Origin of the sequence: Halomonas sp. H5 (genome assembly GCF_050613175.1) — a bacterium.
GTDB lineage: Bacteria > Pseudomonadota > Gammaproteobacteria > Pseudomonadales > Halomonadaceae > Bisbaumannia > Bisbaumannia salifodinae.
Genome location: NZ_CP192510.1, coordinates 1,368,000 through 1,380,844, shown reverse-complemented (window position 1 = coordinate 1,380,844; position 12,845 = coordinate 1,368,000). Strand labels below are relative to the sequence as shown.

At 68.0% G+C, this 12,845-nt stretch carries 12 protein-coding genes; all 12 read right to left on the bottom strand.

The window, feature by feature from the left end:
• Window positions 1-54: 54 nt before the first annotated feature.
• Window positions 55-918 carry a CheR family methyltransferase gene (locus ACQ1W9_RS06325; RefSeq protein ID WP_431025838.1) on the bottom strand — a complete coding sequence of 288 codons (864 nt, stop codon included), beginning with the start codon at window positions 916-918 and terminating at the stop codon, window positions 55-57.
• The gene (locus ACQ1W9_RS06320) at window positions 915-3,122 is read right to left on the bottom strand and encodes a methyl-accepting chemotaxis protein (RefSeq protein WP_431025837.1); all 2,208 of its coding nucleotides are present in this window, start codon (window positions 3,120-3,122) and stop codon (window positions 915-917) included. The genes ACQ1W9_RS06325 and ACQ1W9_RS06320 overlap by 4 nt, the downstream gene beginning before the upstream one ends.
• Window positions 3,123-3,179: 57 nt before the next feature.
• Window positions 3,180-4,886, bottom strand: coding sequence for a methyl-accepting chemotaxis protein (locus ACQ1W9_RS06315; protein WP_431025836.1), 1,707 nt, complete (start codon window positions 4,884-4,886; stop codon window positions 3,180-3,182).
• A gap of 151 nt (window positions 4,887-5,037) precedes the next feature.
• Window positions 5,038-5,532, bottom strand: a complete 495-nt coding sequence (gene cheW, locus ACQ1W9_RS06310; RefSeq protein ID WP_346063357.1) for a chemotaxis protein CheW — start codon at window positions 5,530-5,532, stop codon at window positions 5,038-5,040.
• Window positions 5,529-7,676, bottom strand: a complete 2,148-nt coding sequence (gene cheA / locus ACQ1W9_RS06305; protein ID WP_431025835.1) for a chemotaxis protein CheA — start codon at window positions 7,674-7,676, stop codon at window positions 5,529-5,531. Before cheA ends, cheW begins: the two co-directional genes overlap by 4 nt.
• A gap of 38 nt (window positions 7,677-7,714) precedes the next feature.
• The gene (gene motB / locus ACQ1W9_RS06300) at window positions 7,715-8,623 is read right to left on the bottom strand and encodes a flagellar motor protein MotB (RefSeq protein WP_431025834.1); all 909 of its coding nucleotides are present in this window, start codon (window positions 8,621-8,623) and stop codon (window positions 7,715-7,717) included.
• Window positions 8,620-9,483: a flagellar motor stator protein MotA gene (motA, locus tag ACQ1W9_RS06295; RefSeq protein ID WP_431025833.1), complete on the bottom strand. Its 864-nt coding sequence runs from the start codon at window positions 9,481-9,483 to the stop codon at window positions 8,620-8,622. Before motA ends, motB begins: the two co-directional genes overlap by 4 nt.
• A 157-nt stretch (window positions 9,484-9,640) precedes the next feature.
• A complete protein-coding gene (gene flhC / locus ACQ1W9_RS06290; protein WP_346063353.1) occupies window positions 9,641-10,213 on the bottom strand; it encodes a flagellar transcriptional regulator FlhC in 573 nt (190 codons plus the stop codon).
• Window positions 10,214-10,216: 3 nt separating this feature from the next.
• Window positions 10,217-10,543: a flagellar transcriptional regulator FlhD gene (flhD, locus tag ACQ1W9_RS06285; protein ID WP_431025832.1), complete on the bottom strand. Its 327-nt coding sequence runs from the start codon at window positions 10,541-10,543 to the stop codon at window positions 10,217-10,219.
• 330 nt (window positions 10,544-10,873) lie between these two features.
• On the bottom strand, window positions 10,874-11,155 hold the full coding sequence (locus tag ACQ1W9_RS06280) for an EscU/YscU/HrcU family type III secretion system export apparatus switch protein (RefSeq protein ID WP_431025831.1): 282 nt from the start codon (window positions 11,153-11,155) through the stop codon (window positions 10,874-10,876).
• Complete coding sequence (locus ACQ1W9_RS06275) at window positions 11,152-12,447, bottom strand: flagellar hook-length control protein FliK (RefSeq protein WP_431025830.1); 1,296 nt, start codon at window positions 12,445-12,447, stop codon at window positions 11,152-11,154. Before ACQ1W9_RS06275 ends, ACQ1W9_RS06280 begins: the two co-directional genes overlap by 4 nt.
• Window positions 12,444-12,845: a flagellar protein FliT gene (gene fliT, locus ACQ1W9_RS06270; RefSeq protein ID WP_431025829.1), complete on the bottom strand. Its 402-nt coding sequence runs from the start codon at window positions 12,843-12,845 to the stop codon at window positions 12,444-12,446. Before fliT ends, ACQ1W9_RS06275 begins: the two co-directional genes overlap by 4 nt.

The following is a 12,845-nucleotide window of genomic DNA, read 5'->3' as shown; positions in this document are numbered from 1 at the left end:
ACGGCGGCGCCCAACGACATTCAACTGGGGATATCGGCCGATCCCGTGGCGACTTTAACGGGGCGCCTTGATATAGACGGTCTGCCCCCGCAGGCGGAAGGCTTCGCTGATATAGGAGAAATTCTCCGAGTGGCCGGCGAACAGCAGCCCGTCCGGCTTGAGCAGCGGGGCAAAGCGCTCGAGGATCCGCGCCTGGGTCGCCTTGTCGAAGTAGATCATCACGTTGCGGCAGAAGATCGCATCGAAGGGGCCCGTTACCGACCAGCCAGGGGCGAGCAGATTGAGCGCCTCGAAGTGGACCCGGTCGGCCAGCTCCGGGCGCACCTTGGCCATGCCCGCATGGCGGCCGTTGCCGCGCAGGAAGAAGCGCTTGATGCGCGCCTCGTCGAGCTTGCGCACCTGCTCCATGGGATAGATGCCGGCCCGCGCCCGGGCCAGGGCATCGGTATCGATATCGGTGGCGATCACCTCGGCCTGCGACGCCCGGGAGCCCAGCGCCTCCGCCAGGGTCATGGCGATGGAGTAGGGCTCCTCGCCGGTGGAGGCCGCCGCGCACCACACCCGGATCGGCCCGGGGCGGTCGCGCACCTGCTCCGCCAGCAGCGGAAAGTGGTGCGCCTCGCGGAAGAAGGCGGTGAGGTTGGTGGTCAAGGCGTTGGTGAAGGCCTCCCACTCCTTGGCCTGGGGCTGACGCTCGAGGCGCGCCAGGTAATCGCCGAAGCGCGTCAGGCCGTGGTGGCGCAGGCGTTTGGCCAGCCGGCTATAGACCATCTCCCGCTTATGCTCCGCCAGGACGATGCCGGCGCGCTGGTAGATCAGCTCGCGAATTCGCGCGAAGTCGGACTCGGTCAGTTCGAGATCCTTCTCGAGGGCGCCGGCCGGCTGGCCGGCGCTCTCCCATGACGAGATTCCGTTCAAAATGCTTCCCACTCCTCGGTGGCGGCATCCCTACGGGATGCCAGGGCCGGATGACGCGCCCCGCCGTCGTCGTCCTGCTCGGCACGCGGTTCGACTCGGGCCAGGCGCCGCTCGCCTTGCTCGCCGCGGCGCTGTTCCCGGGCCAGGGCCGCCTTGGCGGCCTGGATCTCCTCGACGCCGCTGCCGGCCAGGCGGAAGGCGGCCACCGCATTGGCCAGCTGCAGGGCCTGATGCTCGAGGCTCGAGGCCGCGGCCGCGGACTGCTGCACCAGGGAGGCGTTCTGCTGGGTGACGTCGTCCATCTGGCTGATGGCCTGGTTGATCTGGTTGATCCCCGAGCTCTGCTCCTCGGAGGCCGAGGAGATCTCGCCCATGATGTCGTTGACCCGGGTCGCCGCGGCCACCACCTCCTCGATGGCCCCCTCGGCGCGCTGCACCAGGCCGGCGCCGCTGCTGATCTCCTTGGCCGAGCCGTCGATCAACTGGCGGATCTCGCCGGCGGCGTTGGCGGAGCGGCTGGCCAGGTTGCGCACCTCGCCGGCCACCACCGCGAAGCCGCGGCCCTGCTCGCCGGCCCGGGCCGCCTCCACCGAGGCGTTGAGCGCCAGGATATTGGTCTGGAAGGCGATGGAGTCGATGACGTCGATGATCTCGGTCATCTTGCGGGACTGCTCGGTGATGCGCCCCATGGTCTCCACCACCTGGCCCATCAGCTCGCCGGCCTGGCCCACCTGGGTGGCGTTGTCCACCGCCAGGCCGCTGGCCTGGCGGGCATTGTCGGCGTTCTGCTGCACCGTGGTGGTCATCTCCTCCATGCTCGAGGCGGTCTGCTGCAGCGAAGCGGCCTGCTGCTCGGTACGCGAGGAGAGGTCCTCGTTGCCCTGGGCGATATCCCGCGCCGCCGGGGTCACCACGGAGACGCCGCGATTGACGTCGCCGACGATGCTGCCGAGGCTCTTGCGCATGATATCCAGGGCACTCATCAGGCGACCGATCTCGTCGCGGCGCCGCGACGGCATGCTGGCCCCCAGGTTGCCGGCGGCCATCTGCAGGGTGAAGGCGGTGGAGTCCTTGAGCGCGCGGGCCATGCTGCGCACCACCAGGGTGCCCAGCCCCACCAGCAGCACCAGGCCGGCGATCAGCATGGCCAACTGGGCCACCATCATCTGCCCCTTGCCGGCCTCGGCCTCCTCGGCCATCGCCAGGGCGGCGGCCTGCTTGTCATCGATCAGGCCATTGACCTGGGCGGAGAGCTCGCGACCGCTGGACCGCAGGTTGTCGCGGCGCTGCTGGGCGCCGGTGAAGATCTCGAAGGCGTCCTCCGAGGAGAGCACCTGGACCATCGCCAGGATGCCCTCCTCGATATAGGCGCTCAGGCCCTCATCGAAGGCGTCGGCCCGGGCGTTATGGTTGGCCTCCCGGGCGCGGAACTCGCCCCAGATGCCTTCCAGGCGCTCGGCCACCCCGCCCAGTTCCTCGACCAGGCGATCGGCATTCTGCACCAGCTCCATCTGGTTGGTGGTCAACAGGGACTCGTAGCCGGCGGCGATCAGGCGATCGATCTGCTGCAGCCGCGCCACGTCCTGGAGACCGTCGCGATTGAGGGTCTGCAGCCGCTCGCCGGAGGCCTGCAGGCCATACAGGCCCAGCAAGCCACTGCCCAGCAGCAGTACCATGGAGATCGCCACCATGCCGGTGATGCGGGCACGCATGGAGCCCAGGTTGATCCGCTTGAGCTTGGCCAACACCCCGCGACGGCGCAGCCGGCCGCGATGCAGGGTCAGGTGCTTGCCATGCCCCTCGCGAAGCTCCCGATAGGCCGCCTCGGCCTGGGCCACCTCCTCGCGGCTCGGCTTGACGCGCACCGAGGCGTAGCCCACCGTCTCGCCGTTCTCGATGATGGGGGTGACGCTGGCATGCACCCAGTAGAAGTCGCCGCACTTGCGACGATTCTTGACCACCCCGACCCAGGTCTCGCCCTCCGCGAGGGTCTCCCAGAGGTTGGCGAAGGCCGCCTCCGGCATCTCCGGGTGGCGCACCAGGTTATGGGGCGCGCCGATCAGCTCCTCGGCGGTGAACCCGCTCACCTCGATAAAGGCCGGGTTGGCGTAGGTGATGCGCCCCTTGAGGTCGGTGCGCGAGATCAGGAAGGTGTGCTCGTCGAGTTCGTATTCGCGACGGGTCACCGGCTGGTTATTACGCATATCGTGGCTCCCTGCGAGGCGCCCCTGCGGGGCACCGGGTCGTTTATTTTTTATTGATTAAAAACTTTCCCAGTCGTCTTCTGGGTGGCTCGCGGTGCTGGCCACCGGCGGCCTGGCGGCCGGCGCGCTCGTCGCCGGGCGCTTCTGGCCCCCCAGGTCGGGCAGCCAGCGGGCCAGGTCGTCGTCGCTACCCGTCTCGTTGATGCGGAACTGGGAGACCGCCTCGCGCAGCCGCGCCGCCTCTTCCTCCAGGGCCCCCGCCGCGGAGGCGGCCTGCTGCACCAGGGTGGCGTTCTGCTGGGTCACCTGATCCATCTGGGTCACCGCCTGGTTGACCTGGAGGATGCCGTGACTCTGCTCCTGGGAGGCCGAGGCGATCTCGTCCATGATGTCGCTGACCTTCTGCACCGCCTGGACGATCTCGCCCATGGTCTGGCCGGCGCGATCGACCAGCGAGGAGCCGGCATCCACCTTGGCCACCGAGGCATCGATCAGCTCGCGGATCTGGCGGGCCGCCTCGCCGCTGCGGCTGGCCAGGTTGCGTACCTCGCCGGCCACCACCGCGAAGCCGCGGCCCTGCTCGCCGGCCCGGGCCGCCTCCACCGAGGCGTTCAGCGCCAGGATATTGGTCTGGAAGGCGATAGAGTCGATCAGGCCGATGATCTCGGTGACCTGCCGCGAGCTGTCGCTGATCTCGCGCATGGTCTCCACCACCTGGCCCACCACCTCGCCGCCATGGCCGGCGGTCTGGGAGGCCTCCTCGGCCAGTCGACTGGCCTGGCGGGCATTGTCGGCGTTCTGCTCCACGGTGGAGGTGAGCTCTTCCATACTCGAGGCGGTCTCCGCCAGGGAGGCGGACTGCTGCTCGGTGCGCGCCGAGAGGTCCTGGTTGCCGCTGGCGATCTCCTGGGTGCCGCCATAGATCGACTGACTGCCCTGGCGAACCCGGCTCACGGTGCGCGACAGGCCGTCCTGCATCTGCGCCAGGGCACCATAGAGGCGACCGATCTCGTTGTTACCGCGGCGCTCGATGGCCGCGGAGAGATCGCCCTCGGCGATGCGCTCGCAGTGGTCGACGGCCCGGCCCAGGGGACGGATCACGTTGACGGTGACGCCCCACAACACCCCCACCACGATGGCAGCAGCCACCAGCAGCACCAGGATGATGGCCAGCTTGACCGCATTGGCGACGCTGAAGAAGTTCTCGTAGCGCTGGGTGCCCTCGGCCTCCACGGTGTGGAAGAAATTCACCGCATCGGCATAGAACTTGGCGTTGAGGCGATCGGCGGTCTCGCGCAGGGCCTGGAAGCGCTCGACATCGCCCTCGGCCAGGGCCCGCTGCTGGGGATAGAGGGCCTGGGCGAAGAGCGCCTCGACGCTGGCGCCGATGGGCGGAATCAGCGCCTCGTTCTCCGGCTGGGCGGGCAGGGCCTGGAACTCCGCGAAGACGCCTTCGATGGTGTCCAGGCGCTCGCCCAGCTCGGCGGCCGCCTGTTGCGCCTGGCGACGCTCGGCGCCACCGTCCGCCTCGCGGAGGCGCGCCTGGGTGTTCTCCATGGCGATGCGGGTGGCCAGCATCATCGAGTTGGCGCGGTTGAGGGTGGCCTGCTGATCCACGTTGACGGCGCTGAAGGCCGCCAGCTCGCGCTGGCTGTGATTGACGGCATAGAGGCCCAGGCCGCTGAGCAGCAGCAGCAGGGCACTGAAGGTGACAAGTACCAGGGTCCAGCTGACCCTCACGGTCATATTATCGAGAAGCTTCACGACTACCCCTTGCGTTACCTGACCCCGCCAGCGGCGGGGATTCTTGAGCGTTTCGCCGCGGCCAGCCGCGGCGCGAATCAGGGTCGTTGTTGTTGTTTACCCGACGCTCTGCGGCGTCTTGCGGCCGGGCTCCTGGCCCGACCCTTCCCCGCTATTCGCCGACGCTCTCCACCAGCGCCATCTCCTCGCTGGTCAGCAGCTTGTCGATATCCACCAGCACCAGCATGCGGTCCTCCAGGCTACCCAGGCCGCTCAGGTAGTCGGAGGAGAGGGTCACGCCGAACTCCGGGGCCGGCTTGATCTGCTCCGGGGTCAGGGTCATGACGTCGGAGACGCCATCCACCACGATGCCCACCACCCGCGGGCCGACATTGACCACGATCACCACCGTCTGGCCGCCGTACTCCACCTTGTCCAGGTGGAACTTGATGCGCAGGTCGACGATCGGCACGATCACCCCGCGCAGGTTGGTGACGCCCTTGATGAAGTCGGGGGCGTTGGCGATGCGGGTGACGTTCTCGTAGCCACGGATCTCCTGCACCTTGAGGATATCGATGGCGTACTCCTCCTCTCCCAGGGAGAAGACCAGGAATTCACGGCTATCGGCGTCCACGGCGGCCACACTGGCCACATTCATCTCGCTCATGAGGGCTCAACCTCCTTCTCGGGCTGGGGCAGGTAGGGGGTCGGCGCTTGCCGACGCTGGTCATGGGCGGCCTGCTGCTTGCCCTGATTGAGGCGATGCAGGCCGGCGATATCGAGAATCAGGGCGACGCTGCCGTCGCCGAGGATGGTGGCGGCGGAGACGCCGGGCACCTTGCGGTAATTGGTCTCCAGGTTCTTGACCACCACCTGCTGCTGGCCGAGCAGGTCATCCACCAGCAGGGCATAGCGGCGCCCCTCGCCCTGGACGATCACCGCGATGCAGCGGGTCGGCTCGGTGCAGGCGCCGCTCACGTCCAGGGCCTGGTGCACCGCCACCACCGGCAGGTATTCGTCGCGTACCTTGAGCACCACATCGTCGCCGGCCATGGCGTAGAGGTCCTCCTGGCGCGGCTGCAGCGACTCCAGTACCGCCGACAGCGGCAGGATAAAGACCTCCTCGCCGACCTTGATGGACATGCCATCGAGGATCGCCAGGGTCAGCGGCAGCACGATACGGGTGGTGGTGCCCTGCCCCGGCCGCGAGAGGATCTCCACATGGCCGCCCATTTCCTGGATGTTGCGCTTGACCACGTCCATGCCGACGCCGCGGCCGGAGACATCGCTGACCTCCTTGGCGGTGGAGAAGCCCGGGGCGAAGATCAGCTGCCAGACCTCGTCGTCGCTCATGGCGTCGGAGACCGAGAGGCCGTTCTCGCGGGCCTTGGCCAGCAGCTTGTCGCGGTTGAGGCCGGCGCCGTCGTCGATCACCTCGATGAGGATATTGCCGCCCTGGTGCTGGGCGGAGAGGGTCAGGCGACCGGTCGGCGGCTTGCCGGCGGCCTCGCGGGCCTCGGGGGACTCGATGCCGTGATCGAGGCTGTTGCGCACCAGGTGGGTCAGGGGATCGATGATGCGCTCGGTGAGGCTCTTGTCGAGCTCGGTGGACTCGCCCTCGGTGACCAGCTCCACGTCCTTGTCGAGCTTCTTGGCCAGGTCGCGGACCAGCCGCGGGAAGCGGCTGAACACATAGTCCATGGGCACCATGCGGATCGACATCACCGCCTCCTGGAGATCCCGGGCATTGCGCTGCAACAGGCTCATGCCGTTGACCAGGGCGCTATTGGCGACGTTATCCAGCTCGCTGACGGTCTGGTCGAGCATCGACTGGGTGATGATCAGCTCGCCCACCAGGTTGATGATCTGGTCCACCTTGTTGACCGGCACGCGGATCGAGGTGGACTCGCCGCCCTTGGCGGCGGCCTTCGCGGGTGACTTGCCCGGCGCCTTGGCCACGGGCTTGGCGGGGGACTCGGCGGCCGCCGCGGGCGGACTCTCGACCTGGAGTGCCTCGGGCTGCGGCGTCTCTGCCTGAGGGGCCGGTGCCGGCTCGGGCTGGCCATCGGAGGCCCCCACCGCGCGGATCTCCAGTTGCTCCGGCTCGACGATAAAGCACATCACCGCCTCGATCTCGTCGCGATCGCTGGCGGTGGCCAGGCTCACCTCATAGCGCGCGCTATCGCCGTCCCGGCCCTTGATCTCGCCCAGGTGGCCCAGTTCCTCGATCAGCAGTTCGCGATCCTTGTCGCCCACCTCGAGCAGGGCCACCACCAGGTTGGCGCCCTCGGCAGCGGCCCGGGGCGCCGGCTCGGGGTCCGGCTCGGGGTCCGGTTCGGGGGCCGCCGCGGGCTCGGCTTGCGGCTCGGAGCCCGGTGTCGCCGCGGCCCCGCCGGCCGGCGCGCCACCCTCCAGGTCCTGACCCATCTCGTCCAGGGCGATCTGCTGCAGCACCTTGCAGATGCGCTCGAAGGCCTCCGGGTCGGGCTCGGCGCCCTGGCGATAGGCGTCCAGCTGATCGTTCAACATATCCTTGGTTTCCAGAAAGGTATCGACGATATCGCGACGCAGGGTCAGCTCGCCGCGCCGGGTATGATCGAGCAGGTTCTCGAACAGGTGCGTGGTCTGCTGGAGCACGTCGAAGCCGAAGGTACCGGCCCCGCCCTTGATGGAGTGAGCCGCCCGGAAGATCGCATTGAGCTGCTCGGGGTCGGGCGCCTCGAGATCCAGCTCGAGGAGGTGGCGCTCCATGTCCGCCAGCAGCTCCTCCGCCTCTTCGAAGAACGTTTCGTAGAAATCACTGAAATCCATGCTAGTCCCCGCCTTGTGATTCGACTGTCAGGTGACGCTCAGGGCGCGTCGCCCGACGCCCTCGTCGCCGCCTCGCCGGTGTCGGCGACCTGCCCCTGGGAGAGGATCTGCTCGGCGCTCCATTCGTCCAGCACCACCAGGCTGATGCGCCGGTTCATGGCATCGTCGGGCTCGGTGTCCTCCATGGGCACCCGGTCGGCCAGGCCGGCGACCCGCAGCAGGCGATCCGCCTCCAGGCCACCGGCCACCAGCTCGCGTCGGGAGGCATTGGCCCGGTCGCCGGAGAGTTCCCAGTTGCTGTAGCCGCGATAACCGCCGGCATAGGGCACGCTGTCGGTGTGGCCGCTGATGCTGAGGCGATTGGGCAGTTCGTTGAGCAGCGGCGCGATGGTGCGCAGCAGCTCGCGCATATAGGGCGCCACCCGGTCGCTGCCCAGCTCGAACATGGGGCGCCGCTCGGAATCCACCAACTGGATGCGCAGCCCCTCCTGGGTCAGGTCCAGGTGCATCTGGTCGCGCAGCAGGCGCAGCTCCGGATGGGCCTGGATCGCCGCCTCGATGCGCCGTTGCAGCTCGCGCAGGCGACGCCGCTCCTCGGCGCGCTGGCGCAGGCGCTCCGGCTCCACCGTCGGGCGGCTCTGGTCGCGCAGCTCGATCCGCGCCCGCTCGCCTTCGGCATGGGCCGGATCGGGGCCGCCACCGGGGATGGCGCTATCGCTGGAGGTAGTGCGGTCACCGCCGGCGATGGCGGTGGTCAGCGGCGTGCGAAAGTATTCGGCCACCGCCTCGAGCTCCTCGCGACTCGATGAGGAGAGGATCCACAACACCAGGAAGAGCGCCATCAGGGCGGTCATGAAGTCGGCCAGGGCGATCTTCCAGGCGCCGCCATGGTGGCTACGCACCACCTTCTTGCGGCGAATGATGATGGGGCGGCGCTGCTCGCTCATGCGCCACCCTTGGCCGCGCGCACATGCTCCTCCAGCTCGATGAAGCTGGGACGCTCGGCGCTATGCAGCGCCTTGCGGCCAAACTCCACCGCCACCTGGGGGGCACAACCGTTGAGGCTGGCCAGCAGGGTCACTCGCACGCATTGCAGCATCTTGACGCCCTCTGCCACCTGGCGCTCGATGCGGTGGGCCAGCGGATTGACGAAGCCGTAGGCCAGCAGGATGCCGAGGAAGGTGCCCACCAGGGCGTGAGCGATCATGACGCCCATCTCCTCGGCGCCGGCATCGGCGGAGCTCAGGGCCTTTACCACCCCCATCACCGCCGCCACGATACCGAAGGCCGGCAGGGCATCACCCACCTTGGCCAGGGCATCGGCGGGGACATTCGCCTCGTGTTCGAAGGCCTCGATCTCGTGGAGCATCAGCTCGTCCAGCTCCAGGGGATCCATGCTGCCGCTGACCATCAGACGCAGGTAGTCGGTGAGGAAGCCCATGATCAGGGAATCCTTGAGGATGCGCGGATGCTCATTGAACAGGGCGCTCTCCTCGGGATTATCGATGTCGCGCTCGATGCCCAGCATGCCTTCCCGGCGCATCTTGGTCAGCAGCTTGTACTGCAGGGCCATCAGCTCCATGTAGGCCTCCTTGTCATAGCGCGTGGTGCGCTTGAGCTTGGAGGCGGTACGCAGGGTCGCCATGATCGCCTTGCCGTTGTTGGCGGCGATAAAGGCGCCCACGGCGGCCCCGCAGATCATCAGGATCTCGGTGGGCTGGTAGAGGGGGCCCAGGTTGCCGCCGGCCAGCACGAAGCCGCCGAAGACGGAGAGGGTCACGATCAGGAATCCAATGGGTATCAGCACGGCCAGGGTCCTTCGCTACTGCATGGATGGCATCAACCGGGTTATCGGCATCCGCGCAGGCGACTTGAGGCGACCCACGAAAAAATCTCGCCAGGATGCACGAGGCCCCGCCGCCGGAACACCGGGGCGGGGCCTCGATCACACCGAGAAGAGAGCCCTAACGACTCGCCACGCGGGCCTCGGGCAGGCCTTGCGCCGGGGCCTCCTGACGCTTGCTCTTCTTGGTCTTGCCGGCCCGGGAGGGGGGCTGGCAGATGCCACACACATAGCCCTGCCCCGGGGTATGGGCATGGGTCACGAAACGCCCGCCACAGCAGGTGCACTCGGTGAGCTCGAGCATCTCGCTCTCGAAGAAACGCACCAGGGTCCAGGCCCGGGTCAGCCCCAGCACCGGCTCGCCGCCATCGAAGGCCACCTGCTCCAGGTAGAGCCGGAAAGCCTTGACGAAGCCCTCCATGCGGGCACAGCCATGGTCCTCGGTGAGCCGCAGATAGAAGTTGTAGAACAGGGACGAATGGATGTTCGGCAGCCAGGTGATAAACCAGTCGGTGGAGAACGGCAGCATCCCCTTGGGAGGCGACATGCCGCGCACCTCCTTGTAGAGCTTGACGAGTCGGCTGCGACTCAGCTCGGTCTCGGTCTCCAGTACCTGCAGGCGGGCCCCCAGTTCGATCAGCTCGATGGCGAGCTGCACCTGGTGCATCTCCTTGACCAGACTCTTGTCAGTCACGGCTCACCCCCTCGCGTCGATGGAGGCGGCGCCGGCCCCGATGGCCGACATCAGCAGGGCCGCATGGGAAGAGCCCAGCCCCTGGTCGCGGGGATTGCTGGTGAGCCGCTCCAGTTGGGTGACGTTGTCGAAATTGAGGCGACAGAGCAACTGGTTGGTGCGCGCCAGGCGACCCAGTTGCTTGCCGGAGAGGGAGAGGATCAGATCCGCCATGGCGTCGTCCATCTTAAGACGGAACATGGCCGTGGCGCGATCCTCGCTGAGTAGCCGTTGCACCAGCAACAGATACGACAGATTCAGATCCTGGATGTCATCCAGAACACTATCCATTTGCATTATGACAGATTCCCTACATACCCAAGTGTTCCGGGGTCGCGTCGATGACGCCCCGATTCTTATGGCCAATCGCTATGTTTGTGCTTGTGACGATCGGCATGCCTTTTATTAGGCATAATCGTACAGAGTTGTAAGATTTTTATGACAGCTTTTCAAGCCACGCCCATAAACGGTCGCTCTGACCGTCTCCCGGCGCGGGTCCTGGTTGCAGGCGAGAACTTTGCAAAAACAAGCCACTGTCGACGGTAACCGGCGACACCCGACGGGCATCCGGTATACAAAAAACTACACAAAGTGAGGTCAATCTCACCCGAAGGGAGGGGATTATCGGGCCTCGCCCCGCTCGACGCCCCTGACCCAGATCAATAACTCCGCAATTACCTGATAGAGGGCCGGCGGGATGCGCTCGTCCAGGTCGAGCTGCATCAGCAAGGCCACCAGTTCCGGCGAGTCATGGACCTGCAGGCCGCTCTCCCTGGCCGCGGCGATGATCCGCTCGGCCAGTTCCCCGTAGCCCTTGGCCAACACCCGGGGCGCCTCGTCGCCGTCGCGATAAGCCAGGGCCACCGCCTGGCGGCGCCGCCGATGCTGCTGGGTATCGCTCATCGGTCACTCTCCTCGGGGCGCTCCTCCGGCAGCACGAGCCGTGCCGCCAGGCGCGTCTCGAAGCCGAGCGCCTCGAGGCGCTCGGCCAACCGAGGCAGCCCGGCCTCGAGGCGTCCCACCACCGCGGCATCGCCGCTGTCGAGGGTCAGATTGAGGCGCCGCGACACCAGGTGCAGCCGAACGGCGAGTTCACCCAGTCCGGGCAGCACCAGGGTCAGCTCCGAGGCCCAGGTCTCGTCCCGCCCCTCCTCCCCCTCCGCTTCCTGACGGGCCCGTTCCTCGTGCCCCGCCGGCAGCTGGATCATCAGGGCCATGAAGATCCCCGACCAGACGTCCCCCTCCCAGCGGACCACCGGGTTGACCAGCAGCTCCAACTGATGGCGCAACAACCCCTGGAGGGACTCGGCGACGGGCTCGCCGGTGCGGACGGCCAACGGCTCTCGCCGCTCCTCGCCGGGCTCGGCGACCTCACCCTGGGCGGCGGCCTGTTGGACCTGGGCCACAGGCGGCGCCTGGCCGCCGGGCGACACGGGCCGAGCCTGGTCGGGTGGCGCCGCGGATGGCGAGGCCGGAACCAGGGGGGTGCGCCCCTGGCTCAGGGCCTGGGGCTCGGCACCGGCCAGGCGAGGGGCCGAGGGCGGGAGGAAGGGCGGAGTCACGGCAGGCGGCGAGGCGGCGGTCGGTGTCGTCGCGCCCCGCTCTGCGCCGCTCCCCGGGCTCGGTGGCGCCGTGGGTGAGGGACGCCAGGGGACCAGGGGGGGAGGCGCCTCCGTGGGGCGCAAGCTCAGGGTTCGCCATTGTTGGGGCTCCTGGGCCAGGGCGGCCCGGGGCAGCTCGCCGCGGTACCAGCGTGCCAGGTGGGATTCATGGAAGAGGCCGCTATGGCGGATGCTGCCCTCCAGGCGCTGGGCCAGGGCCTCTCCCCCAGGCGCCTGCCCCTCGGGCACCAAGGGAGCCGGGGGACGCACCGCCGAGGGCGGTGCCGGAAACCTGATCAAGAGGTCGGCGATGGTACGGGCGGTGGGGCTGAAGTGGGTCTGGAAGGAGCCCGCGGCGGGCGGCGCCGCCTGGGGCGCCACGGGACGGCCCTCGCCACGCTGCGTCGTCGGCGCCAGATCGGCAATCGGCGGGCGACGCCCATCCAGCCGGGAGTCGCTGTGCAGGGCCCGGGTGGCATCGGCGGCATTGAGGGGCCGCACCGGCTCGTTGAGGTCCCGGGGCGGCGCATGATCCACCCGCTTGCCCAGCACCTGGTGCAGGAGGGTGTCGAGGATGGGGGTGATGCCGCTCACGGGGTGCCTTCGGGAAAGCGCTTCCAGGCCTCGATCACGGCGCTTTCGGGATGACGGTAGGCACGCTCCAGGTCCCGCTTGCGGCGGGAGTTGCCGATCAGCTCGCCCAGTTCGTCGCGTCGCGCCACCAGGTGTCGGCGCACCTCCATGTCCTGCTCGAGGATCTGCTCGAGCAGGCTGGCCTTGCGCTCGCGCTGGGCCGTATCGAGGGCCTGCCCCTGGTCCTCACGGGCGAGTCGCTCCACTTCCAGCACATAATGCGACTCCTCCTCGATCAGGGCCTCCCAGGCCTCATCCCGGGCCTTGGCCAGCATCCGCGTGGAGCGCTCCAGCAGGGCATCGTAGCAGGCCAGCAAGCGTTCGGCCTCGCCCGCGCCGGACTCAGGGTGCCGTGTCAT

Bases quoted from the DNA above. Each gene is read 5' to 3' on its own strand.
- ACQ1W9_RS06320 (WP_431025837.1), bottom strand. From the start codon at position 3,122: ATGCGTAATAACCAGCCGGTGACCCGTCGCGAATACGAACTCGACGAG.
- cheW (WP_346063357.1), bottom strand. From the start codon at position 5,532: ATGAGCGAGATGAATGTGGCCAGTGTGGCCGCCGTGGACGCCGATAGC.
- cheA (WP_431025835.1), bottom strand. From the start codon at position 7,676: ATGGATTTCAGTGATTTCTACGAAACGTTCTTCGAAGAGGCGGAGGAG.
- motB (WP_431025834.1), bottom strand. From the start codon at position 8,623: ATGAGCGAGCAGCGCCGCCCCATCATCATTCGCCGCAAGAAGGTGGTG.
- flhD (WP_431025832.1), bottom strand. From the start codon at position 10,543: ATGGATAGTGTTCTGGATGACATCCAGGATCTGAATCTGTCGTATCTG.
- ACQ1W9_RS06280 (WP_431025831.1), bottom strand. From the start codon at position 11,155: ATGAGCGATACCCAGCAGCATCGGCGGCGCCGCCAGGCGGTGGCCCTG.
- fliT (WP_431025829.1), bottom strand. From the start codon at position 12,845: ATGACACGGCACCCTGAGTCCGGCGCGGGCGAGGCCGAACGCTTGCTG.